A 25,889-nucleotide genomic window follows, 5' to 3' on the forward strand; every position below is an offset into this window, starting at 1 on the left:
CCCGCGGGTGAGCACGCAGATCAGGAGCGTGGGTGAGGTGTGACGGGTGATGTGTTCCACAAGGACTGCCCGGCGCGCGAGGTGCTGGGCCACCTCGCCGGCCGCTGGACGATCCTCGTCCTTTCCGCGCTGGTGGCCGAACCACGCCGGTACCACGAACTGCGGGCTCTGGTCGCGGGTGTCAGCGACAAAAGCCTGGCGGCCACGCTGCGGTCCCTGCAGCAGGACGGCTTGGTGCACCGCGAAGTCGGCGCGGGCCGGCCGCCGTCGGTGACGTATTCGGTGACGGAGCTGGGCCGTGGCGCCGCGACGGCGTTGAACCCGTTGCTGGACTGGATTCGCGCGAACGCGGCGGAGATCACCGTGCGCCGCGAAGAATGACTTGGCGAGACATCTCACCCCGGTTCCACTGCTCGGCGAGCAGTTCGTAGGACCGCACGCGGTCGGCGTGCGCGTGGGTGATGGTGGTGATGACGAGCTCGTCGGCGCCCGTCGCCTCCTGGAGCTGCCGCAGCCGGGCCGCCACCGTGGCGGGTGAGCCGACGAACTGGGTGTCGACGCGGTCGGCGACCAGGGCCCGGTCTTCATCGCTCCAGACGTGGGCGGCGGCTTCTTCCGGCGTGGGAAAGAGGATCGCCCCCTCGGCGCGGCGGATGGAGCGGACCCAGAGGGCGTAGCCGCTGGCCAGTTCCCGCGCGCGTGTCATGGTCGATCTTCACCGGCAACGCCGGCTGCGACCTCCGCCGATCCGGCCGATCTTCCGACAGCCACGTCGGCCCGCTCGTCATCTGGCCGCCCTGGGATCACCGGGCAGCGCGCGGAGGAAAGTCATGGTGACGGTCGTGCCGGCCGCGGTCGTGTCGATAGACGCTTCCGAGGTCAGGCGGCGGATCAGCGGCAGCCCGCGGCCGTGCAGCGGAGTGGGCCGGGCGACGGGCTGCCACCGGCCGTAGTCGGTGACACTGACGGTGATCAGGCCATTCCGGCTCGTCGCGTGCAGGTCGAGGGGGCCGGTCGCTTCGCGGTAAGCGTGGACGACCACGTTGGCCATTGCTTCGTACGTCGCAAGCAGCACCCGTTCGCGGATCTCCTCGCTCAGCCCGGCCCGGAGGACCCAGTCGGCGAGCTGCTCACGCAGCAGGACCAGCCGCCCGGGATCTGCCGGGACCCCGCTGCACTGCAGGTCTTCGAGGGCGGTGGCGTCATCACTTCGAGGAGGCGGGTCGCCGGCGGGGCCGGGGGATGGATTCGGGACGGACACTGCGCGGGATCACCTGCCGACCGCGGCGGCGCGGGTCGGAACCACGTCAAGGACCAGGAGCATTCCAGTCAGCTGCAAGGTGGGTTGGACGACGCTGAGCTCGGGTGCCCCGACGCGGACCCGGGTACGGTCACCGGCCGCGCGGTGGGTCTTGACCAGGAGCGTGGGTGGACGGTCGGCAAGTGCCGTGGTGATCGCTTCGTCCAGGATCGGGCCGCTCAGCAGGTCGACTTCGCCGGATACGGTCAGCAACACGGCGCGGTCGTGGTCGTGCGAGGTCACGTCGAGCAGGTCCCGGGGGCGGACTTGGTCACCGTCAGCGGCCACCATGGTCTCCGGCTCGCCGTGTCCACTCTGGTGCCATGCTGTTCCTTCGTTCGTTGTGCCGAGATGGCCGCACCGTCGGGGCGGGACGCCAGAGACCCGTTACCCGGTTTTCCGGAACATGAAACGTTCGCGGCCCCGCCGCCTCACCGTCCTCCGGGGACGGGAGGACTAGAAGTCTTCGAGCCAGGGCGGCGGGGCCTCGTCACTGGCTGGTGACACCGGGTCGCGGAGCCTGAGCTTGGCCAGGAGCAGGGCGCCGACGTCGTTGCTGTCGGCGAGCATTTCACGGACCCCGGCCAGGTCGAGTATCCGGCGCACGGGGCCGATCGCGTGCTGAACGTGATAGGTCGTGCCGTTTTCGACCGCGCTGGTGTACCCGCCCAGAAGGGCGTGAATGCCTGCGGAGCCGAGCGCGGTGACGCCGGCCAGGCTGACTCGCAGCGTTTCAGGGTGCTGGAGCTCGATCACGGCGACTATCCGCGCCAGCAGGTCGGCCGGCGCGACACCTACAACGTCTCCTGACACGGCTATCAGCACATCTCGGGAACTGTCGGCCCGGACGGCCAAGGAGAAGGTCACGGTGTGCCTCTCAAGAGGAAGCTCGCATCCTGGGCGGCCTGAGTGCGGATCAGCAGACCGCGGACACCGAGGACCCGACTTTACGCTTGACGGCTTCGGCCGGTCGGCAGCTGCGCCGGACACCATTTCGAAGAGCACCCGATCGGTGGGGTGGGGCCGGGCCAGGTGCTGCGGGCGACCAGACAGGCCCCAGCAGGGCCTGACCTGGCCGGCCGGCGGGCACGCAGCAGGGGGCGGCATTTCGGTCGGCACCGGTGACCCGGCGGTCGCGCCGAACGCCGACACCACCGGCCTGGCGGGCCGTGCGTTCCGAGCGGGCCTGCGGCTCGCGGCGGCCCAGGAGGTGAAGACGTTCATCGCCGCTCTGCGGGCCGGCTGCGCGGGCGTCCCCGCGAACCGCGGAGCGGTCGCCCGTGACGCCACCGGCTACCACGCGGACACCGTGGTGCGCGCGACCGCGCAGGCGGTCGTCGGTCTCGGCGGCCGCGGTCTGGCCCAGCTCCCCTCGGCCGGCTCGTCGCCGCGGAGCTGACGCCGACCTGCCCGTGAACACCGCTCCCGAAGCTGTACGCGCAGGTCCTTGAGGATCTTGGCGAGCAGGCGGGAAACTTGCATCTGCGAGACGCCGACACGAGTGGCGATCTGGGACTGGCTCATGCCGTCGAAGAACCGCATGGTGAGGATCGCCCGATCCCGCGCCGGCAGCCGCTGCAGCAACGGCGCCAGGGTCTCGTGATCTTCCACCAGCTCGATCCGCTCGTCGAGACCGCTCATCGAATCGGCCACGGTGACGGCGCCGTCTCCGGTGGGCCGGTCCAGGGACGTGGTCTCGTAGCAGTTCGCGGCCAGGAGGCCTTCGCGGACGGTCTCGACGTCGATGCCGAGGTGGCCGGCGAGTTCGCTGGGGGTGGGGGCGCGGCCGAGGGGCTGGGCGAGCTGGGTGGTGCCTTGGGCGAGCTGGGCGCTCAGCTCTTTCAGCCCGCGCGGCACGCGCATCGACCAGCCGGTGTCTCGGAAGAACCGGCGGACCTCGCCCATGACGGTGGGGACCGCGAAGGACAGGAAGTCGGATCCCCGCGCGGGGTCGAACCGGTCGAGGGCTTCCATCAAGCCCAGGCGCGCGACCTGGACCAGGTCGTCGCGTGGCTGGCCTCGTCCGGTGAAGCGTGCGGCGATGTTGTCGCGAGCGGCAGGTGCTCGAGGACCAGCTGTTCGCGCAGCCGTCCCCGCCCGTGGTGGCCTGCGGGAAGAGCGGCCAGTTCGTCGAACAGTGGCCGGCAGTGGGAATAGTCGTCCTTCTTGCCGGTGCTGCGCGGAAGGCGCGGTTCGGACGTCCGGGCGCTGCCTGTCGCGGCCGGCCGGTGCGTGACGTCCGGTGCCAGTACGGTGCTGGTCATCGGCGTGCGGTGAGCCGGCGGACGCGGGACAAGGCGGCACTCACGCTTCGCCGCGGCATGCGGTCTCCTTCTCGTGGCGGCGGAGGTATCCACTGCGCCGAGTGCGGCAAACACGAAATCCGCGACCATGCTGAAGCGCGGGCGGTCCGGGGACTCCGCGTCAGGGGTCGCGGCGGGGGAGGGACCGGGTCGCGGGCCCCTCCAGCACGGCGCCGTCGACGTCGAAGCGGGAGCCGTGGCACGAGCAGTCCCAGCTGCGTTCGGCACCGTTGAACCGCAGCAGGCAGCCCAGGTGCGTGCAGCGCACCGAGACCGCGTGGAGCACGCCCTCCCGGTCGCGGTAAACGCCCTTCTTGCCGACGCCGTCGGGGAGCGTGCGGGCGGTGTCGACCGGGACGTCGTCGGTGTCCGCCGCCTCGGCCGGCACCAGCCGGTCGCCGATCAGGTCCTTCGCGACCTTGGCGTTCTGCTGCAGCAGCGTCGGTGTGCTCGACAGGCTCACCCGGTGCGGGCCGAACAGGCCGGCGTACGCGCTGCCCGCGCCGGAGATGCGGTCGGCAAGGACCTGCCCGGCCACGGTGCCCATCGCCAGCCCCCACTTGGCGAAGCCGGTGGCCAGCTGGAGGCTCGGCTGCCCGGGCAGGTAGGGACCCACCATCGGCAGCTCGTCGTAGGCCACGACTTCCTGCGCCGACCACCGGTGGGTGATCTCGGCGACGTCGAAGTGCCGCTGCGCGAAGTCGGCCAGCGTGCGGTAGCGGTCGAAGCCGACGTCGCGCTGACCGGCCGGGTGGCTCTGCCCGCCGACGATCAGCAGGTCGCCGTGGCGGCTGAACGACCAGGCCGGATTCCCCGCGCTGATGGCCAGGTCCCGTGGAGGAGCACCGGAGGCCAGCCGGGCGGCGACGCAGTAGGACCGCTGGGCCTCGAGGCGCGCGAAGAACAGTCCCCGGTCGAGGATCGGGTAGTGGGTCGCCACCACCACCTGTGCCGCGGTCACGGTTCCGGTCGAAGTGCTGACGTCGTACGGGGCGGTGAGGGACACGTCGCCCACCCGGCTGTGCTCGAAGACGCGCCCACCCGCGGTGACGAACGCCGCGGCCAGGCCGCGGACGTATTTCGCGGGGTGCAACACGATCTGCCCGGCCAGCCGGGCTGCGCCGAACGTCGGGAACGGCAGGTCGAGCCGGTCGGTCCACTCCACCGGTAGTCCCGCCCGCACGGCGGCGTCGGCCTCGGCGCGGACGGTGTCGCTTTCTTCTTCGGAGTGGGCGAAGGTCGCCGCGGGCGCGCGCTGCAGGTCGCAGTCGATCTCCTCGGCCAGCAGGGCCACCAGGTCGACGCCGGTGGTGGCCGCCGCAGCGTAACCCGCCGCCACCTCGGCATCGTGGGTGCGCTCCAGCGTGGAGTACATCGTGGACTGCAGCGCGGTGACCTTCGCGGTGTTGTTGCCGCTCACCCCGGCGCCGACGCGACCGGCTTCGAGGACGACGACGTCGGCCCCGTCGCGGGCGAGCAGCAGCGCAGTGGTGAGACCGGCGATGCCCGCGCCGATCACGACGACGTCGGCGTGGTGCGCACCGGACAGCGGCGGGTGCCCAGGGGCGTCCGGCACAGTGTGCAGCCACAGGGACTGGTCCGCGGTGGTCGTGGGCATCGCGGTACACCTCTCGTCGGGCCGGCGGAACTCGACGTGGCTACCCGCTGACCCGGCGCCGAAACGGCGATCCGGCGTCACTTTCGGTGGGGGCCTCCTGGCGCGGAAGGAACTGGAGAACGGCACGCACGGCGTCGATCCGCGACTCCGAGCCGGCGAAAGTGTCCTCCGGTAGTCCTCTGTGGACCTACGGCTGAACCGGGCGCCCGGCTGCTCACCCGCGGCCGAGCCGCGATTTCGGCGGCCAGCGCGCGTTTATCGGCGATCGGCGCGGGAAGCCGCCGATCTCCTCGACCGGTACGGAGGTGTCATGACGGAGGTCCGATCACGACGAAGCGCGGCGCGGAACGCCGCGCTGCTGTTCGGTCTGGCGTTCCTGCTCGTCGGTGTGCTGGGGTTCGTCCCGGGGATCACCGCGGGGTACGCGGACCTGCGGGTCGCCGGGCCGCACTCGGGTGCGCGCCTGTTCGGCCTGTTCACCGTGTCCGTGCTGCACAACCTCATTCACCTGGCGTTCGGGGTGGCCGGGGTGGTGGTGGCCCGGTCGAACGGCGGGTCCCGGCTGTTCCTGATGGTCGGCGGCGGGATCTACGTCCTGCTGTTCGTGTTCGGGCTGGCGATGAACCACGACAGCCCGGCCAACTTCGTCCCGATGGACGACGCCGACGACTGGCTGCACCTCGGCCTCGGCATCGCGATGATCGCCGCCGGAATCGGGACGACGGCGCTCGACCGGAGCCGGGGCCGGTACCCGGAGCCGGAGATGCAAGGACAGTGAACCGGTGTAGCCCCGCACGGAACGGGTAGCCGGGCGGGATGCCGACTCTGACGATGGAATCCGACGCCGCCCGCGCGATCGTGGATCTCGTGGCCGCCGCCGGCGTGGCCCCGGAAGGCGGGCTGCGGGTGCAGGCGCTCGCTTCGGCCACCGCGGAACGCCGATGGCGAGCACCCCATCGGCCACGAAGGTCTCCAGATCGACCGTTCCGTCGACGTCGAGGACCGGTTCGGCGAGAAAGTCCGGGTATCGCGGGCGTCCCGTCCGGAGCTGGTTCCGTGCGAGACAGATCCACAGCGTCCACTTTGTCATCCCATCGCCGAACCGGCGGAACGGCTCGGGCAACTTGCGCTGGAGGTCGGTACTTGAAACGCGTCGTCACCGGCCGTGCCCTGACAGCCAAAGGCACCGGCCTGAACACCGGTCCGCTACTGCGGTTCGGCCGCCATCGCCGGCTGTTCGGGCAGTCCGAGCCAGGCTCGCGCTCGCTCCATGGTGGTGGCCACGATCAGTTTCCGGTCCACGCCGAGCAGTTGCAGCGGCCGCAGAACAGCCCGCTGTCCGGTCAGCACCGCAACACCGTTGCGGCTCAGTGGATCACCGAGTCCAGCGCGATGTTCGTAGGTGACCTCTAGTAAACCGATGCATTCTGCGCAGCAGAACGACACCTCCCGCAGGTCCACGATCAGCGGCAGCCCGAAGGCAGCGGTGGACAGTTCCACTTCCAGGTGCGGGACGGTGAACAGATCGAGCACACCGGTAACGGTCACCACGGTGAGGTCGGGATGGGTATGGGTGACGATGTGGGTGTTGCTGTGTTCGGTCATGCGGATACCCCCCTCACGGGGGTTTTGAATGTCCGCTGCTACCAGCACCGCCTTCACCGGTCGGCCGAAGGTGCGGGTGCTGCGGCCGGGCACGACCACGTTCGTGAAGCTGCGTGTCCGTCCGCGCAAGTACTGGCGCGGCGCGGACCGGGCGTGGTCGTTCACCGTGACCGAGCTGACCGACCCGATCGACCTGCCCGGCGGGGGTGCACCCCTTGCCTCATCAAGACGGCGATCTTCTTGCGGACGTGCACCCATTCTCCCGATAAACGACCGGATGATGTTTGCTGATACCCGGCTGGGCCGGTGGTAAACCCCGCCCGCGGCGGGTGCCGCAGTGCCGATGTCGATCCGGCGCTCTCGGGTGTTACGACGTCGATGCGCCGCCGAGCACGTCCGTGACGCGTGCCGTGCCGGGGTTCTCGCCGCTGCGGGTGTCGTGCACAGCACGTCACGAGGTGTGTCGGTCCCGGGATCGCACCCGCCGGTGAAATCTGCACTCTGGTGCTCCGGGACGTAGTCGCGAATCACGAACACCCGGCCGGGGGATATCCCGCACCATCGCGAGAACGCCGGTCGGTGTGCTTTCGCCGGCTTTTCGCAGGTGGGCTCGGGTCGCTGTGGAGTTCTCCGCTTTCGTCGGTTGCCTGCTGGCATCGGGATCTTCGGACGCGCCCGGTCCAAGAAAGGCAGCCGGCGTGCTCTTCAGGTGAAAACCGGGTGGTGGCGCGTCAAAAGATCACCAGATGTGCCACGAGAACCGATTGATCGGCATGTCTTCCGGTCATGTGGAATCCGGCCGTCCGGTTGGTATTTTGTCGGGTTTACGTCGTGGTTACGGATCTGTTTTCGGTCGCCGCCTTTGCGTGGTCATGCTCGCGTTACGTGTCATCCGGGTGATCTCGAAATGTGGAAAGAGGTGATCGCTGCGGCGCCGTTGGGTGGCGGGTAATCGCTGGTGAGGGAGTTTCCTGGGTGTTAAACCCGTCATTGGTGGTACAGAATCGGCAGAAGGGTGAACTGCTCGAGGTGCTGGTTTTTCCTCTGGGTGATCACCTTTCGAGGATTTCCGTTGAATTTTTCCTGATACTCCATCCGGCGGTACGAGCCTGATCTCGACTGGGTAACGTGACTGACGAATCTGGTTGTTGGGGGATCACGGACCGTTGAATTGATCTACTTTCGATCAAGGAGCGCGAACGTTTCGCTGCCTTGCTTCTGGGGTGAGAAAGGATCTTGCGTATGTCTTCGCGATCGGTGGTGCGCGTGCCTCTGCGTGCGCGGTTCACCGTATGTCGCATTGAGGCTGTTCGGTCCGGTACCACATCGGAGATTCCTCGGTAAACCCGTCTTTCGTCTTTTCTGGTGCCTGGCTGGTCCGGCGCTGGTCACACCACGCTCGAAAGGGTTTTGGAAATGCCGTCATCTGACGTTCCGGTCGTCGTGGCCGGGACGGCGTCCCGCAGCGTGCCGACGCCCGCGCACCTCGCCGAACTGTTCCAGGCACAAGCCGTTCGCAGTCCTCTTGCCACGGCCCTGACCGGTGCGAACGGGACGCTGACCTACGCGGACTTGAACGTTCGGGCGAACCAGCTGGCGCGGGTGCTCGTCGAGCACGGTGCCGGGCCGGAACGGGTCGTCGCGCTCGCGCTGCCGCGGTCGGCCGACCTCGTTGTCGCGCAACTGGCGACGGCAAAAGCGGGTGCGGCGTTCCTTCCGGTCGATCCGGACCACCCCGCCGAGCGGATCACCTTCATGCTGGCCGACGCCCGGCCGGTGCTGGTCGTCACGCAGTCGGTGGCCGCACCGGACGGCGTCGGGACCGCGGCCACGATCGCGCTCGACCGGGCCGGGCTGCTCGATGGCAGGCCCGGCCACGACCTCACGGACGAGGACCGGACGCGCCCGCTGCAGGTCGGCCACCCCGCGTACCTGATCTACACCTCCGGCTCGACCGGCGTGCCCAAGGGCGTGGTGGTCACCCACCGCGGCCTGGCCGGGTTCTTCGCCGCGATGCGGGACCGCTACGACGTCCACCCCGGCGACCGGGTGCTCGAGTTCTCCTCGCCCAGCTTCGACGCCTCGATCCTGGAGCTGGGCATGGCGCTGCCCTCGGGCGCCGCGCTCGTCGTCCCGCCCGCCGGGCCGCTGCTGGGCGACCGGTTGGCCGAAGTCCTCGCCGACCACCGGGTCACCCACGCCCTGATCCCGCCGGTCGCGCTGGCCACGCTGTCCGCCACGCACGCCGCGGGCCTGCCGGACTTCCGGACCGTGATCGTCGGCGGCGACGCCTGCCCGCCCGAACTGGTGCGGACCTGGGCGCCCGGCCGCCAGATGATCAACTCCTACGGTCCCACCGAGTCCACCGTCGTGGCCACCTGGAGCGACCCGCTGGCGCCCGGGGGAACGCCGCCGATCGGCCGGCCGCTGCCCGGCACCACGGTGTACGTCCTCGACGAGTCGCTGCGCCCGGCCACCACCGGCGAGCTGCACCTCGCCGGGCCGAGCCTGGCCCGCGGCTACCTCGACCGGCCGGGCCTGACCGCGAGCCGGTTCGTGGCCGACCCCTTCGGCGCGCCTGGTGCCCGGATGTACCGGACCGGTGACGTCGTGCGCCGCACCGCCTCGGGCGAGCTGGAGTTCGTCGGGCGGACCGACCACCAGGTCAAGATCCGGGGCTTCCGCATCGAGCCCGGCGAGATCGAAGCTCTGCTGCTGGGCCGCCCGGACGTCCGGGAAGCGGTCGTCGTCGCCCGGGAGGATCAGCCCGGCGTCAAGCGCCTGGTCGCCTACGTCGCCGGGGACGCCGAGCCGGCCGCCCTGCGCTCGGCCGTGGCAGCCAAGCTCCCGCCGTACCTGGTGCCCGCCGCTTTCGTCGTGCTCGACCGGATGCCCCTGACCACGCACGGCAAGCTGGACCGCGACGCGCTGCCGGAGCCCGACTGGGCCGCCCAGGCGCGCGCGACCCACACGCCGCCGCGGACCGCGACCGAGCGCGTCCTGGCCGAAATCTGGGCCGACCTGCTCGGCGTGCCCGATGTGGGCATCGACGCGGACTTCTTCGAGCTCGGCGGGGACTCGATCCTCGGCGCGCGGGCGCTGGCCCGGATCCGTGCCCGCTTCGGCGCGGACCTGTCACCGCGGGTGGTGTTCGACGCCCGGACCATCGCGAAGCTCGCCGCGCTGCTGCCCGACGGCGACCAGCCGGCGAGCGGCCGGATCGAGCGCGGCACCCACGAAGACGTCGTGCCGATTTCGCCGGTCCAGCGCCGGCTGTGGCTGCTCGACGAGCAGAACCCGGGCAGCACCGAGTACAACGCCGGTGTCGGGCTCACCCTGTCCGGTCCGCTGGATCGCGAAGCCCTGCGGACCGCGTTGGCCGGCCTCGTCGCGCGGCACGAGGCGCTGCGGACGACCTTCCGCACCGTCGACGGGCACGGCTTCCAGGTGGTCGCCGAGACCGCCACGATCCCGTTGCGCGAGACCGACGCCGATGACGACCTGGACGCGCTGCTCGCAGCCGAGCTGGACCGCCCGTTCGACCTGGGCGCCGGGCCGCTGACCCGCGCCACGCTGATCCGCCTCGGTCCCGACGAGCACCTCCTTCTCCTGTGCCAGCACCACATCGTCACCGACGGCTGGTCGGTCGGTCTGCTCGTCGACGAGCTCGCCGCGCTGTACGCGGGGGAGGAGCCCACCCCGGCGCCGATCGGGTACCGCGACTACTCCCGCTGGCACCACGAGCGGCTCGCCGGTCCGCTGCGCGAGCGGCAGCTGACGTACTGGCGGGAGCGGCTGGCCGGGCTGGAGCCCTTGGCGTTGCCCACCGACCGGCCGCGTCCGCCCGTCCGCGAGACGCACGGCGCCATCCGCCGCTACCCGCTGCCCGAGGAGCTCGCCGGTGGCCTGGCCGCCCTCGGCCAGGACACCGGCGCCACCCTGTTCACGACGCTGACCGCGGTGGTCCAGCTGCTGCTGGCCCGCTACACCGGGCAGGACGACATCGCCGTCGGCACCGCGGTGTCCGGGCGCGACCACGACCAGCTCGAGCGCTTGGCCGGGTTCTTCGTCAACACGCTCGTCCTGCGCTCCGCCGTCGACCCTGCCCAGCCGTTCGACGCCTTTCTCGGCCAGGTCAAGGAAACCGCGCTCGCGGCGTTCGCCGCCGGCGAGGTGCCCTTCGACCAGGTCGTCGACGACCTGCGGCCGGCCCGTGATCCGGGCCGCACGCCGCTGGTGCAGGTCCTGCTCGTGCTCCAGCAGGACCTCGTCCGGCCCCGGGAGGCGGGCGCCCTGCATCTGGGCGAGCACGACCTGCCCCGCCCCCGGGCCCGGTTCGACCTCGTGCTGGAGTTCCAGCCGCAGGGCCGCGGCGTCGCGATCGAGTACGACACGGCCCTCTTCGACGCCGCGACGATCGACCGCTTCGCCGGGCACCTGCGCGTGCTGGCCGAAGCCGTCGTCGCCGACCCGCACCGGCCGCTGGCCGCGCTGTCCATGATGGACGGTGCGGAACTGGCCCGGCTCCACGACCTCGAGCGGGGCCCGGCGGTCCCGGTCCCCGCGCTCACCCTGCCCCGCTTGTTCGAGGCCCAGGTGAACCGGACGCCGGACGCGGTCGCCGTCGTCTGCGACGGCCGCCGCCTGACTTACCGGGAGCTCGACGACCAGGCCAACCAGCTGGCCCGCGTCCTGCTCGACCGGGGCGCCGGACCCGAGCGGCTCGTCGCCGTCTCGCTGCCGCGCACGGAACGGATCCTGGTGGCGCTGCTCGGCGTCCTCAAGTCCGGCGCCGCGTACCTGCCGGTCGACCCGGCCTACCCGGCCGACCGGATCGCGCTGATCCTCGACGACGCCGCCCCGGTCCTGCTGCTGACGGCCGACGGCGAGGGACCCGGGCCCGCGCTGGCGTTCGACGACCCCGGCCTGCTCGCCGGCCGGTCGACGGCGCCGGTCGACGGTGAGCCCGACCCCGCCAACCCGGCCTACGTGATCCACACGTCCGGCTCGACCGGCCGCCCCAAGGGCGTCGTGATCGCCCACCGCAGCGCGGCGAACCTGATGGCGTGGGCGGCCGCCGACTTCGGCGCCGTCCTGCGGCCCGGGTCGACCGTCGTCGCGTCGACGTCGCTCAACTTCGACGTCTCGGTGTTCGAGATCTTCGCGCCGCTGATGGCGGGCGCCACCGTCGAGATCGTCCGGGACGTGCTGGCCCTCGGCGAGCAACCGGACGCCGGCCGGGAAGTCGGCCTGGTGAGCGGCGTGCCGTCCGCGTTCGCGCAGCTCCTGTCGCAGGGCGCGGTCTCGGTGCGGCCCTCGACGGTCGTCCTGGCCGGTGAAGCCCTGACGCTGCACGCGCTGCGCGACATCCGGAAAGCCTTGCCGGACAGCCGGATCGCGAACATCTACGGGCCGACCGAGTCCACTGTGTACGCGACCGCGTGGTATCACGACACCGATCGCACGCCGCCGATCGGCCGCCCGGTCGCCGGGATCCGCGCCTACGTGCTCGACGCCGGGCTGCGGCGCGTGCCCGTCGGCGTGCCGGGGGAGCTGCACCTCGGCGGCGCGGGTGTCGCCCGCGGTTACCTCGGCCGGCCGGGCCTGACCGCCGGCCGGTTCGTCGCCGATCCCTTCGCCGCCCCGGGGGCCCGGATGTACCGGACCGGCGACGTCGTGCGCTGGACCGCGCACGGCGAGCTGGAATACCTGGGTCGCGCCGACGACCAGGTCAAGATCCGCGGGTTCCGGATCGAGCCGGGCGAAGTGGAGGCCGCACTGCGGCAGCACCCGGACGTCGCCGAGGCGGTCGTGGTCGCGCGCAAGGACGCCGGGCACCAGCGGCTGGTCGCCTACGTGGTGCCCGGCGGCTCGGTCACCCCCGCGCAGCTGCGGGAGTTCCTCGCCGGCTCGCTGCCCGCGCACCTGGTGCCCTCGGCGTTCGTGCCGCTCGACCGGCTGCCGCTCAACCCCAGCGGCAAGCTCGACCGGCGCGCCCTGCCCGCCCCCGACTGGGCGGGCACCACCACCCGCGTGGCGCCGCGGACCCCGGCCGAACGCCTGCTCGCCGGGATCTGGGCCGAAGCGCTCGGGCTGCCCGAGGTCGGCGTCGAGGACAACTTCTTCGAGCTGGGCGGCGATTCGATCCTCAGCATCCGGCTCGTGTCCGAGGCCGCGAAGGCCGGCCTGAAGATCACGACCCGCGACGTCTTCCGGCACCAGACAATCGCCGCGCTCGCCGCGGCCGCCGGCACGTCGGCCCCGGCCGTGGAGCGGCGGGCGGCGACCGGGGCCGTGACGCCGACCCCGATCCAGCGCTGGTTCCTCGACGCCGAGCCGGCCGACCCGGACCACTTCGCGCAGGAGCTGAGCGTCCGGCTCGCCGACGACGTCGACGAAGCTCGACTGCGGGCCGCGGTGAACACCCTGGTCGCGCACCACGACGCCCTGCGGCTGCGGTTCCGCCGCACCGAGGCCGGCTGGACGCAAGCCCACGCCGAACCCGGCGACACCGACGTCTTCGGCGCGACGATCGACCTCGAACATGGCCCCCTGCTGCGCGCGGAGTTGACCGGGACGACGTTGCGCCTGGCCGTGCACCACTTGGTCGTGGACGGCGTGTCCTGGCGGATCCTCCTGGAGGACCTCGACCACGCCTACCACGGCCGCGAGCTGAGCGCCCGGACGACGTCCTTCCAGGACTGGTCGGCCCGGCTCGCCGCGCACTCCTTCGACGACCACCTCGACCACTGGCGCGCCGTCGACGGCACCCAGATCCCGCTCGACGCCGACGGCGTCGACACCGTCGCCAGTACCAGGACCGTCACCACCCGGCTGGACGCCGAGCTGACGCGCACACTGCTGCAGGACGTCCCGGGCGTCTACCGGACCCAGGTCAACGACGTCCTGCTGGCCGCGCTCGGCCGCGCCCTGGGCCGGTGGACCGGCACCGAACGGGTCCTGCTCGACCTCGAAGGCCACGGCCGCGAAGAGCTGTTCGACGACGTCGACCTGTCCCGCACGGTCGGCTGGTTCACGTCCCTGTTCCCGGTCGCGCTCGACGTGCCCGGCGGCGACTGGGGCGCAGCCCTGAAACGGACCAAGGAACAGCTGCGCGCGATCCCGGCTCGCGGCCTGTCCTACGGCGCCCTGCGCTACCTGACCGGCACCGCCCCCGAGATCACGCCCCGGCTCAGCTTCAACTACCTCGGCCGCTTCGAGGTGGCCGGCGACCTCTACCGCGGCCTCGAACGGGACCTCGAACTGTCGCAGAGTCCCGACGCGATCCGCGCGCACGCCATCGACGTCGTCGCCCGCGTCACCGACGGCTGCCTGGAGATCACCTGGTTCTACTCCGACCGGCTGCACCGCGAAGCCACCCTCGGCGCGGTCGCCGACGACCTCGTGCACGGCCTGGCGGAGATCGCCGCCCACTGCGCCGACCCGGCCGCCGGCGGCCGCACGCCGTCGGACTTCCCGCTGGCGCACCTGGATCAAGCCGGCGTGGACACGATCGCCGGCGACGGCCGCGATGTCGAAGACGTCTACCCGCTCACCCCGGCCCAGGCCGGCATGCTCTTCCACGGCCTCACCGGCGACGCCCGGTCCGCTTACCTCCAGCAGGTCACGTTCGTGCTGACCGGCGTCCCCGACCCGGCCGCCCTCGCCCGGGCGTGGCAGCACGTCGTGGACCGGACCCCGGTGCTGCGCAGCCGGGTCGTCTGGGACGGCGTCGACGAGCCCGTGCAGGTCGTCCACCGCCACGTCACCCTGCCCGTCGAGCACCGCGACTGGACGACCGAGCCCGAGGACCTGGACGCCGTGCTGGCCGCCGACCGCGCCGCCGGGCTCGACCTGACCGCGGTACCGCTGACGCGGCTGCTCATCGCCCGCCTCTCGGCGACCGAGGTCCGGGTCGTCTGGACGTTCCACCACCTCCTGCTGGACGGCTGGAGCCTGTTCCAGGTGCTTTCCGACGTCTCGGCGGCGCACGCCGGCCGGGCGCTGCCCACCCGGCGCCCGTTCCGCGACCACGTCCGCTGGCTGTCCGAGCAGGACCGTCCCGCCGCGGAAACGTACTGGCGCGAGCAGCTTTCCGGCCGCCCCGAGCCCGTCCGGCTGCGGCCCGACCGCACCCCCGAGCGGCACACCGTCGAGTCGACGGCCGCGCTGCGGGCCGACGTGCCGGCCGGACCGCTGCGCGCCGCCGCGCAACGCCACGGCCTGACCCTGAACACCCTCGTCCAGGGCGCCTGGGCCGTGGTGCTGGCCCGCTACGGCGGCCGGCCGGAGGTCTGCTTCGGCACCACGGTCGCCGGGCGGCCCGCCGAACTGCCGGGGGCCGACGAGATCACCGGCATGTTCATCACCACCCTCCCGCTGGTCACCGACGTCGACGACCGTGCCCGGGTGTGCGACTGGCTCCGGGACCTGCAGTCCGCACAGGCCGAAGCGCGGCGGTTCGAGTACGCGCCGCCGGTGACCCCGTTCGACACGCTCCTGGTCTTCGAGAACTACCCGGTCACCGACGGGCTCGGGCTGCGTGAGCTGCGCGGCGTCGAGAGCACCAACTACCCGCTCAGCGTCGTCGCCTATCCCGGCGAGGACCGCTTGGACCTGGCCTTCGGCTACGACCCGGCGCTGTTCGACGCCGAGACGGTCGCCGGGTTCGCCGGGCACCTGCGCACGCTGCTCACCGAGCTGGCGGCCGGCCTGGACAAGCCCGTCGCCGACCTGCGGATGCTCACCGACGCCGAGCGGCACGACGTCCTGGTCCGGTGGAACGACACCGCGCACGACCTCCCGGCCGCGACCGTGCCGGAGTTGTTCGCCGAGCAGGTCCGGCGCCACCCCGACGCGGTCGCCGTCACCGGCGGGGAAACCCTGACCTACGCGGAACTCGACGTCCGAGCGAACCGGCTGGCCCACCGCCTGATCGCGCTCGGCACCGGCCGGGACGACCTGGTCGCGCTGCTGCTGCGCCGGTCGGCGGACGTCGTCGTCGCCCAGCTCGCGGTGCTCAAGGCCGGCGGCGCGTACCTGCCGCTGGACGCCCGAGCCCCGCGGGAACGCCTGCGCGTGCTGCTCGACGGCGTGCGGGTGCTCGTCACCGACGACCCGGGCCAGGATGTCCACAGTGGACCGGCCGTCCGCGTTGACGACTGTGGAGACGAACCGGCGAGCGTGCCGGAGGTGGTGCTGCACCAGGAAAACCTGGCCTACGTGATGTACACGTCGGGGTCGACGGGCACACCGAAGGGCGTGGCGGTGACCCACCGGGACATCGTCGGGCTGGCGCTGGACCGGTGCTTCGCCGGACCGGCGCACCGGTCCGTGCTGATGCACTCCCCGCAGGCGTTCGACGCGTCGACGTACGAGGTGTGGGTGCCGTTGCTCAGCGGCGGCCGGGTGGTCGTCGCGCCGCAGGGCGACGTCGACGCCCGGGTGCTGCGTCGCGTGGTCGCCGCGCACGGGGTGCGCGCGGTGTTCCTGACGGCGGGGTTGTTCCGGGTGCTGGCGCAGGAGGATCCCGCTTGCCTGCAGGGGATCCGCGAGGTGTGGACCGGCGGCGACGTGGTTCCCCCCGCAGCGGTGCGCCAGGTGCTGGCGGCGTGCCCCGGCCTGGCCGTGGTGGACGTCTACGGGCCGACCGAGACGACGACCTTCGCGAGTCACCTCGTCCTGCCGCCGGGCGAGCCGGTGCCGGACGTGCTGCCGATCGGCCGGCCGCAGGACAACATGGCGGCCTACGTGCTCGACGCCGGGCTGCGGCCGGTCCCGCCGGGCGTCGTCGGCGAGCTGTACCTCGCCGGCACCGGACTGGCCCGCGGCTACCTGGGCCAGCCGGCCCTGACGGCGGAACGGTTCCTGGCCGACCCCTTCGGCGCGCCGGGGGCGCGGATGTACCGCACCGGCGACCTCGTCCGCTGGTCCCGCGCCGGAGTGCTGGAGTTCGCCGGCCGCGCCGACGACCAGGTGAAGATCCGCGGTTTCCGGATCGAGCTGGGGGAGATCGAGACCGCGCTCACCGCGCACCCGGACGTCGCCGAAGCCGTCGTCGTCGCGGCGGAGAGCGCCGGGACCAAGCGGCTCGTCGCCTACGTCGTCGCGACCGGGGCGCCGGACCTGCGCGAGTTCCTGCTCCGGTCCCTGCCGGACTACCTCGTGCCCTCGCTCTACGTCCCACTGGAAGCGTTGCCGCTCAACGACAACGGGAAGGTGGACCGGCGGGCGCTGCCCGCGCCGGACCGTGCGCCGGAGCGGGCGTACCGCGAGCCGGCCACGGACGCCGAGCGGCTGCTGGCCGGGATCTGGGCCGAGGTCCTGCGCGTGGACCGCGTCGGCGCCGACGACAACTTCTTCGAACTCGGCGGCGACTCCATCCTGAGCATCCAGGTCGTCTCCCGGGCCCGCCGGGCCGGGCTGGACCTCATGCCGGGCCAGGTGTTCGACCACCCGACCGTCGCCGCGCTCGCCCTCGTCGCGAGCACCGCGCCCGCCGCCGTCACGGTCGACGAAGGACCGGTGACCGGCGAAGCACCGCTGACGCCCGTCCAGCACTGGTACCTCGACCCGAAGCCGGTGCACGCCGGGCAGTTCGTCCAGTCCGTCTCGATCGACCTGCCCGCAGCCGACCCCGTGGCGCTGGGACACGCCCTGCGGGAACTCCAGCTGCACCACGACGCGTTGCGGCTGCGGTTCATCGGCGACGGCCAGTACCACGCACCGGAGGCCGGCGACGTGCTCGGGGCCACCATCGACCTCGAACGGGGACCGCTGCTGCGGGCCGAGCTGTCCGGCACCACGCTGACGCTCGCCGCGCACCACCTGGTCGTCGACGGCGTCTCGTGGCGGATCCTCCTGGAGGACCTGGACACCCTCCTCGCCGGCGGCGAGCTCGCCGCTCGCACGACGTCGTTCCGCGATTGGGCCCGCACCCTGGCCGAGCACACCGCCGCGGGCGGGTTCGACGACGAACTCGCCCACTGGGCGGCCACCGACGCCGACCCGGCCCTGCCGGTCGACGCCACGGGCGCCAACACCTACGGGTCCGCCCGGTCGGTGACCGTGCGACTGCCCGCCGAGGCGACCCGGGCGGTGCTCCACGACGTCCCGGGCGCGTACCGGACCCAGGTCAACGACGTCCTGCTGACCGCGCTGGGCCGGGTCCTCGCGGACTGGACGGGCCGCGACCGCGTCCTGGTCGACCTCGAAGGGCACGGGCGCGAAGACCTGTTCCCCGGGGTCGACCTCTCCCGCACCGTCGGCTGGTTCACCTCGATCTTCCCGGTCGCCCTCACCGTGCCCGCCGGTGACTGGGGCGACGCGCTGAAGCAGACCAAGGAACAGCTGCGCGCGGTGCCCCGCCGGGGCGTCGGCTACGGCGCCCTGCGCTACCTCGCCGGCACCGCCCCGCGCGTCGAACCCGGGATCAGCTTCAACTACCTGGGCCGGTTCGACCACGGCGGCGGCCTCGACGGCGCGGCTCACCCCGGACAGACCCGCGGGCACCTGCTCGACGTCGTCGGCGCGGTCGTCGGCGACCGCCTCGAACTGACCTGGCACTACTCGGACCAAGTGCACACCGAGGCCACCGTCCACCGGCTGGCCGACGCGCTGCTCGCCGCGCTCACCGGGATCGTCGGGCACTGCGCCGGCCCGGACGCCGGCGGCCGGACGCCGTCGGACTTCCCGCTGGCCCGGCTCGACCAGGCCGCCGTGGACCGTCTCGCCGGGACCGGCGAGACGGTCGAGGACATCTACCCGCTGACCCCGATGCAGTCGGGCATGGTGTTCCACAGCCTCGTCGACGGCGCGGCCGGGACCTACCTCAACCAGGTGCGGCTGCGGCTGTCCGGCGTCACCGACCCCGAACGCCTGGCCCAGGCCTGGCACGACGTCGTGGCGGCCACGCCGGTGCTGCGCAGCCGCGTCGTCTGGGACGGTCTCGACGAGCCTGTGCAGGTCGTCGAGCGGTCCGCGCCGGTGCCGGTCGTCCAGCTCGACTGGACGGCGCTGGACGAGCGGGAGCGCGCGAGCGAGCTGGAGCGGTTCCTCGACGCCGACCGGGCGCGGGGCTTCGACCTGGCGGCCGCGCCGCTGCTGCGGCTGGGGTTCGCCCGGCTGCCCGGCGGGGACGTCCTGATGCTGTGGACGTTCCACCACGTGCTGCTCGACGGCTGGAGCGCCGCGCAGGTGTTCGGCGAGGTCTGCGCCCGGTACGCCGGTGGCGCCGTTCCGGGGCACCGGCCGCCGTTCCGCGATTACCTGCGCTGGCTCGGCGAGCAGGACACCGCCGCCGCCGAACAGCACTGGAGCACCGAGCTGGCCGGCGTCCGGACGCCGACACCGCTGCCGTACGACCGCCGCCCGCGGGAGGCACACCGCGCCCGGTCCGCCGCGTCGATCCGGGTGTCGGCGCCGATCGACGGGCTGCGGGAGCTGGCCCGGCACGCCGGGCTGACCCTCAACACGATCGTGCAGGGCGCGTGGGGACTCGTGCTCGCCCGTCACAGCGGTGAAGCCGACGTCGTCTTCGGCACCACCGTCTCCGGGCGCCCCGCCGACCTGCCGGGCGTCGAGTCGATGGTCGGCCTGTTCATCAACACCCTGCCCAGCCGGATCACCGTCCACGAAGGACAGACCGTAGCCGCGTGGCTGCGGGACCTGCAAGCCGCCCAGGCGCGATCGCGCCGGTTCGACTTCGTGTCACTGGCCCGGATGGGCGCCGCACTGTTCGACAGCATCCTCGTCTTCGAGAACTACCCCTTCGACGCCGACGCCATCGCCGCGCACGGGATCGGCCTGCACGAGGACGGCGAGCTGCAGCCGACCAACTACCCGCTCAGCGTGGTCGTCACGCCGGGCGAGCGGCTGGCCGTGTCGTTCGACCACGACCCCGATCTGTTCGACGCGGCCACCATCGAGCGGCTCGCCGGGCACCTGCTCCTCGTCCTGGACCGCATCGCCGCCGATTCCGGCCGCGCGGTCGCCGAACTCGACCTGCTGACCGAGGACGACCGCGAAAGCGTGCTGCGGACGTTCAACACCACCGCACACCCGGTCGCCCCGGCCACGGTGGTGAGCAGGTTCGCCGACCAGGTCCGCCGCACGCCCGATGCCCCCGCGCTCGGACAGCTGACCTACGCCGAGCTGGACAAGCACGCCAACCGGCTCGCGCACCACCTGATCGCGCTCGGCGTCGGCGTCGAAGACCGCGTCGGGCTGCTGCTGGAGCGCTCCGCCGACCTGGTCGTCGCCGAACTGGCCGTGCTCAAGGCCGGCGCCGCGTACGTCCCGGTCGACCTGCGCGCGCCGGCCGCCCGGATGCGGCTGGTGTTGGCCGAGGCGGACGTCTGCGTGGTCGTCACCGACCAGTCGTGGGCGGACGTCCACAATGGACCCACGGTGCTGGTCGGCGAGCCCCTCGACGGGCCGGAGACCGCGCCGGAAGTGCTGGTGCGGCCGGAGAACCTGGCGTACGTGATGTACACGTCCGGGTCGACGGGGACGCCGAAGGGCGTCGCGGTGACCCACCACGACGTCGTCGGCCTGGCGTCGGACCGGTCCTTCGCGGGCGAGGCGCACCGGACCGTGCTGCTGCACTCACCGCAGGCGTTCGACGCCTCGACGTACGAGGTGTGGGTGCCGCTGCTGAACGGCGGCCGCGTGGTCGTCGCGCCGCCGGGAGACCTCGACCCCGAGGTGCTGCGCGGGCTCGTCGCCGAGCAGCACGTGAGCGCGCTGTGGCTGACCGCGGGCCTGTTCCGCCTGCTGGCGCAGGAGGACCCCGCGTGCCTGCGCGGGGTCCGGGAGGTGTGGACCGGCGGCGACGTCGTCCCCGCGACCGCCGTCCGCCAGGTGCGCGACGCATGCCCGGGCCTGACCGTCGTCGACGGCTACGGCCCCACCGAGACCACGACCTTCGCCAGCCGCTGCGTCCTGCCGCCGCACGAGCCGGTTCCCGACGTGGTGCCGATCGGCGGTCCCCTCGACAACATGGCCGCCTACGTCCTCGACGCCGGGCTGCGGCCGGTCCCGCCGGGGGTGGCGGGGGAGCTGTTCGTCGCCGGCACCGGCGTCGCACGCGGCTACCTCGGCCGGCCCGGGCTCACCGCGGAACGGTTCGTCGCGAACCCGTTCGGTGCGCCGGGGGCGCGGATGTACCGCACCGGCGACGTCGTCCGCTGGTCGGCCGGCGGGGTGCTGGAGTTCGTCGGCCGGGCCGACGACCAGGTCAAGATCCGCGGCTTCCGGATCGAGCTGGGCGAGATCGAGAACGCCCTGGCCGCGCACCCCGGCATCGCCGAAGCCGTCGTCGTCACCCGCGAGAAGCGGCTCGTCGCCTACCTGGTCGGCACCGCCACGACGACCGACCTGCGTGCGTGGCTGCAGCGCGACCTGCCCGACTACATGGTGCCCTCGGCGTTCGTCACGCTCGACGCACTTCCCTTGAGCCGCAACGGGAAGGTCGACCGGCAGGCGCTGCCGGAGCCGGCCGCCGAGCCGGTGGCCGGGTACCTGCCGCCCCGCACGGAGAACGAACGCGTCCTGGCCGGGGTCTGGGCCGACGTGCTCGGCGTGCCCGCGGTCGGGATCGAGGACAACTTCTTCGAGCTCGGCGGTGACTCGATCCTGAGCATCCAGGTCGTCTCGCGGGCGCGGCGTCACGGCCTCGCGCTCACCCCGCGGGACCTGTTCGCCCACCAGACCGTCGCGGCGCTGGCCGTCGCCGCGGGGACGGCCACGGTGACCGTGGCCGAGCAGGGCCCGGTCAGCGGCCCCACCGCGCTGACGCCGATCCAGCACTGGTTCTTCACCGGCGACTTCGGTGCCGCCGCCGACTTCACGCAGTCGGTCCGGGTCGAGCGGGCGGAACCGTTCGACGTCGAGCGCCTGCGCGCGACGCTGGCCGCGCTGGTCGAGCACCACGACGCGCTGCGCATGCGGTTCACCGGCGACAGCCAGGTCAACGCCGCGGCCGAGCCGGCCGAGCTCCTCGGCGCCGTCATCGACGTCGCCGCCGGGCCGCTGCTCACCGCCGAACTGCTCGAACCGGCCGTCCTGCGGCTCACCGTCGACCACCTGGTCGTCGACGGCGTCTCGTGGCGGATCCTGCTGGAGGACCTGGAAACCGCCTACGAGCGGCGCCCGCTGCCGCCGAAGACGACGTCGTTCCGCGACTGGGCCAACCGGCTCGCCGGCCGGGCCGAAGCCGGCGGCTTCGACGACGAACTGCCGTACTGGCGCACCGCTCTCGACGTCGACGCGGCCTTGCCGGTCGACGGCACGGCCGCAGACGGCACCACCGGGACGGTCACCGCGCGGCTGGACGCCGAGCTGACCCGGGCCCTGCTGCAGGACGTCCCGGGCGCCTACCGGACGCAGGTCAACGACGTGCTGCTGGCCGCGCTGGGCCGGGTCCTGGCCCGCTGGACCCGGCGCGACCACATGGTGATCGACCTGGAGGGGCACGGCCGCGAGGACCTGTTCGACGACGTCGACCTGTCCCGCACGGTCGGCTGGTTCACCTCGATGTACCCGGTCGCGCTGCGGATCGACGACGACTGGGCCTCCCTGCTCAAGTCGGTGAAGGAGCAGCTGCGCGCGGTGCCCCGCCGGGGTGTGGGCTTCGGCGCGCTGCGGTACCTGACCGGGACCGCGCCCGCGGTCGACGCCGAGATCGGCTTCAACTACCTGGGCCGCTTCGAAGGCGCGGCCGGCAGTCTGGACTCCGCCGTCGGCGCGGGCGCGGGCCGGGCGCACCTGCTCGACGTCGTCGGCCGCGTGGAGGCCGATTCCCTGGAGCTGACCTGGTACTACTCGCCCGGGGTGCACACCGCCGAGACGGTCGGGCGGCTGGCCGCCGACCTGGTGGCCGCGCTCGGCGAAGCCGTCGCGCACTGCTCCGGGCCCGGGGCGGGCGGCCGGACGCCGTCCGACTTCCCCCTCGCCGGACTGGACCAGGGCCACGTCGACCGGATCGCCGGCGACGGCCGCACCGTGGCCGACATCCACCCGCTGACCCCGATGCAGGCCGGCATGGTCTTCCACGGCCTTTCCCAGCAGGCACAAGGTGTCTACTTCGAACAGGTCACCGCCGTCCTCGACGGCGTCACCGACCCGCACGCGCTGGCCGCGGCCTGGCAGCACGTGGTCGACCGGACGCCGGTCCTGCGCGGCCGCGTCGTCTGGGAGGGCGTCGCCGACCCGCTGCTCGTGGTGCACCGCGACGTGCGCCTGCCGGTCACCGAACTCGACTGGCGGGACCTCGACACCGGCGAGGCCCTGCGCGACCTGCTCGCCCGCGACCGCGCCGAGCCGTTCGACCTGGCCGCGGCGCCGCTGCTGCGGGTCACCTTGGCCCGGTTGCCCGGCGACGCCGTCCAGCTCCTCTGGACGTTCCACCACGTCCTGCTGGACGGCTGGAGCGTCTTCCAGGTGCTGTCCGACGTCTGCGCCGCGTACGCCGCCCTGCGTGACGGTGCCGCGCCGGTCCTGCCGAACCGGCGGCCGTTCGCCGACTACGTGACGTGGCTGGGCGCACAGGGCCAGGCCGGCGCGGAGGAGTACTGGCGCCGCGAACTGGGCGGTGTCACCGAACCGACGCCGTTGCCCTACGACCGGGTTCCGGCCGTCGCCCACGAAGCGAGTTCGTCGGTGTGGGCCGGCCGGGACCTCGACGAGGACCGGACCGCCCGGCTCGCCGCGTTCGCCCGGCGGGAACGGCTCACCGTCAACGCGATCGTGCAGGGAGCGTGGGCGCTGCTGCTGTCCCGCCACAGCGGCCAGGACGACGTCTGCTTCGGTGCGACCGTGTCCGGCCGCCCGGCCGGGCTGGCCGGCGTCGACGACATCACCGGCATCTTCATCAACACCCTGCCGGTGCGGGTCGCGGTGGACCCGGCGGCCCCGGTCGCGGGCTGGCTGCGCGACCTGCAGGCCGCGCAGGCCGAGTCGCGCCGCTTCGAGCACGTCCCGCTGACCGCGGTGCAGGGCTGGAGCGGCGTCGAGGGCGGGCAGAACCTGTTCGACAGCATCGTGGTGTTCGAGAACTACCCGATCACCGCCGACGATGTCGCCGGGCACGGCGTGCGCCTGCGGGATCTCGACGCGCGGGAGACGACCAGCTATCCGCTCAGCGTCGTGGCCTCGCCGGGCCCTCGGCTGTCGCTCGGCCTCGGCTACGACCCGGCGCTGTTCGACGCGGCGACGATCGAGCGGCTGGTGGGGCAGCTGGAGCACGTGCTCGGCGTGCTGGCCGACGCCCCGGACCGTCCCTTGGGGACACTCGACGTCCTGACCGCGGCCGAACGCGACGAGATCCTGGTGGCGTTCAACAACACCCGCCACGACGTCGCGCCGGTGACCCTGATCGACCTGATCGAGGCACAGGTGGCCCGGACCCCGGACGCCGTCGCGGTGCTCGCCGGCGACGAGAGCCTGACCTTCGCCGGACTCGACGCCCGGGCGAACCGGCTGGCGCGGGCGCTGGCCGCGCGCGGCGCCGGGCCGGAGCGGATCGTCGCGCTCGCCCTGCCGCGCTCGGTGGAGATCGTCGTCGCGCAGCTGGCCGTGCTCAAGACCGGCGCCGCCTACCTGCCGATCGACCCGGACTACCCGGCCGAGCGGATCGCGTTCATGATCGAAGACGCGGCCCCGGTCGTCGTGGTGACCCCCGCCGAGCTGGCCACCCTCGACGATGCGGACGCCTCGGCCGAGCCGCTCGCCCGGACCGCGGCGCTCGACGCGCCGGCGTACGTGATCTACACGTCCGGCTCGACCGGCACCCCGAAGGGCGTCGTGGTCACGCACGCCGGCCTGGCGAGCTTCTCCGGCGCCGAGGTCGACCACTTCGACGTCCGGCCGGGTGACCGGGTGCTGCAGTTCTCCTCGCCCAGCTTCGACGCCTCGGTGCTGGAACTGTGCATGGCGCTGCCCGCGGGCGCCGCGCTGGTCGTGCCGCCGCCCGGACCGCTGCTCGGCGAGCAGCTGGCCGGCGTGCTGCGCGAGCAGGGCGTCACCCACGCGCTGATCCCGCCGGTGGCGATGGCGAGCGTGCCCGATGTGGCGCTGCCCGCGTTCCGGACGCTGGTGGTCGGCGGTGACGCCTGCACGGCCGATCTCGTCGCCCGTTGGGCGCCGGACCGCCGGATGATCAACGCTTACGGCCCCACGGAGATCACGGTGGTGGCCACGTGGAGCGATCCGCTGGAGCCGGGCCCGACCCCGTCGATCGGCCGGCCGATCCGCAACGCCCGCGTGCACGTCCTCGACGCCGCGCTGCGGCCGGTGCCGATCGGGGCGCCGGGGGAGCTGTACGTCTCCGGTGCCGGCGTCGCCCGCGGCTACCTGAACCGGCCGGGGCTGACCGCGACGCGGTTCCTCGCCGACCCCTTCGGCGCGCCGGGCACCCGGATGTACCGCACCGGCGACCTGGTGCGGTGGCGGCCCGGCGGCACGCTCGAGTTCCTCGGCCGCGCCGACGACCAGGTCAAGATCCGCGGCTTCCGGATCGAGCCCGGCGAGATCGCGGCGGCCCTGCGGACCCACCCGGACGTGCGCGACGCCGCCGTCGTCGCGATCGACCAGCGGCTGGTCGCCTACGTCGTCGCGGGCTCGGTTGCCGGACTGCGGGAGCACGTCGCCGCGACCCTGCCGGCGCACCTGGTGCCCGCGGCCTTCGTCGCGCTCGACGCGCTTCCCTTGACCGCCAACGGAAAACTCGACCGGCGAGCGCTGCCGGAGCCCGCGGCGCCGGAGGCGGGCGCGGAGTACGCGGCCCCGGAAACCGAGACCGAAGAGGTCCTCGCCGCGATCTGGGCCGAGGCGCTCGGCATCGACCGGGTCGGCGTCGAGGACAACTTCTTCGCCCTCGGCGGGGATTCCGTGCGCAGCCTGCGGATCACGTCGATGACCAAGTCCGCCTTCGACGTCCAGCTCACCCCCAAGGACGTGCTCGCCGCCGGCACCGTGCTGGCCCTGGCCGAGCTCGTCGAAGAACGGGTCCTGCGGGACCTCGAACGGCTCGCCGCCGGCCAAGACCTCTGACAGACCCCCGAGA

General features: G+C 72.8%; 9 protein-coding genes and 1 pseudogene. 3 read left to right on the plus strand and 7 right to left on the minus strand.

Going from position 1 to position 25,889, the window contains the following annotated elements; genetic code table 11:
• Nucleotides 1–39 precede the first annotated feature (39 nt).
• Complete coding sequence (locus MUY22_RS31320; RefSeq protein WP_247050583.1) at nt 40–381, plus strand: helix-turn-helix domain-containing protein; 342 nt, start codon at nt 40–42, stop codon at nt 379–381.
• Here the strand turns inward: MUY22_RS31320 and MUY22_RS31325 are convergent.
• From MUY22_RS31325 to MUY22_RS31350, 6 genes and pseudogenes are all read right to left on the minus strand, one after another.
• Nucleotides 359–706 (minus strand): hypothetical protein, encoded by a 348-nt coding sequence (locus MUY22_RS31325; protein WP_247050585.1) that lies wholly within the window; start codon nt 704–706, stop codon nt 359–361. The two genes, MUY22_RS31320 and MUY22_RS31325, sit on opposite strands and share 23 nt — an antisense overlap.
• Before the next feature lie 78 nt (nt 707–784).
• Nucleotides 785–1,261: an ATP-binding protein gene (locus MUY22_RS31330; protein WP_247050587.1), complete on the minus strand. Its 477-nt coding sequence runs from the start codon at nt 1,259–1,261 to the stop codon at nt 785–787.
• Nucleotides 1,262–1,270: 9 nt separating this feature from the next.
• Nucleotides 1,271–1,591, minus strand: coding sequence for an anti-sigma factor antagonist (locus MUY22_RS31335; RefSeq protein WP_247050589.1), 321 nt, complete (start codon nt 1,589–1,591; stop codon nt 1,271–1,273).
• 165 nt (nt 1,592–1,756) lie between these two features.
• Entirely contained in the window at nt 1,757–2,167 is a 411-nt protein-coding gene (locus tag MUY22_RS31340; protein WP_247050590.1) for an STAS domain-containing protein, read from the minus strand.
• A 555-nt stretch (nt 2,168–2,722) separates the two neighbouring features.
• Nucleotides 2,723–3,564, minus strand: a pseudogene (locus MUY22_RS31345) (SigB/SigF/SigG family RNA polymerase sigma factor); the annotation flags it as partial.
• 160 nt (nt 3,565–3,724) lie between these two features.
• Nucleotides 3,725–5,221, minus strand: coding sequence for an FAD-dependent oxidoreductase (locus tag MUY22_RS31350; RefSeq protein ID WP_247050592.1), 1,497 nt, complete (start codon nt 5,219–5,221; stop codon nt 3,725–3,727).
• A gap of 310 nt (nt 5,222–5,531) precedes the next feature.
• Between MUY22_RS31350 and MUY22_RS31355 the strand changes: the two genes are divergently transcribed.
• Entirely contained in the window at nt 5,532–5,999 is a 468-nt protein-coding gene (locus tag MUY22_RS31355; protein ID WP_247050594.1) for a DUF4383 domain-containing protein, read from the plus strand.
• A gap of 428 nt (nt 6,000–6,427) precedes the next feature.
• Here the strand turns inward: MUY22_RS31355 and MUY22_RS31360 are convergent, their stop codons facing one another.
• Complete coding sequence (locus tag MUY22_RS31360; protein ID WP_247050596.1) at nt 6,428–6,991, minus strand: STAS domain-containing protein; 564 nt, start codon at nt 6,989–6,991, stop codon at nt 6,428–6,430.
• Nucleotides 6,992–8,242: 1,251 nt separating this feature from the next.
• Between MUY22_RS31360 and MUY22_RS31365 the strand changes: the two genes are divergently transcribed.
• On the plus strand, nt 8,243–25,876 hold the full coding sequence (locus tag MUY22_RS31365; protein ID WP_247050598.1) for a non-ribosomal peptide synthetase: 17,634 nt from the start codon (nt 8,243–8,245) through the stop codon (nt 25,874–25,876).
• Nucleotides 25,877–25,889 lie beyond the last annotated feature (13 nt).

The sequence above is a fragment of the Amycolatopsis sp. WQ 127309 genome (genome assembly GCF_023023025.1).
Classification (GTDB): domain Bacteria; phylum Actinomycetota; class Actinomycetes; order Mycobacteriales; family Pseudonocardiaceae; genus Amycolatopsis.

Excerpts from the sequence above, each read along its gene's own strand:
- MUY22_RS31325 (WP_247050585.1), bottom strand. The coding sequence starts at position 706 with ATGACACGCGCGCGGGAACTGGCCAGCGGCTACGCCCTCTGGGTCCGC.
- MUY22_RS31335 (WP_247050589.1), bottom strand. The coding sequence starts at position 1,591 with ATGGTGGCCGCTGACGGTGACCAAGTCCGCCCCCGGGACCTGCTCGAC.
- MUY22_RS31365 (WP_247050598.1), top strand. The coding sequence starts at position 8,243 with ATGCCGTCATCTGACGTTCCGGTCGTCGTGGCCGGGACGGCGTCCCGC.
- MUY22_RS31355 (WP_247050594.1), top strand. The coding sequence starts at position 5,532 with ATGACGGAGGTCCGATCACGACGAAGCGCGGCGCGGAACGCCGCGCTG.
- MUY22_RS31350 (WP_247050592.1), bottom strand. The coding sequence starts at position 5,221 with ATGCCCACGACCACCGCGGACCAGTCCCTGTGGCTGCACACTGTGCCG.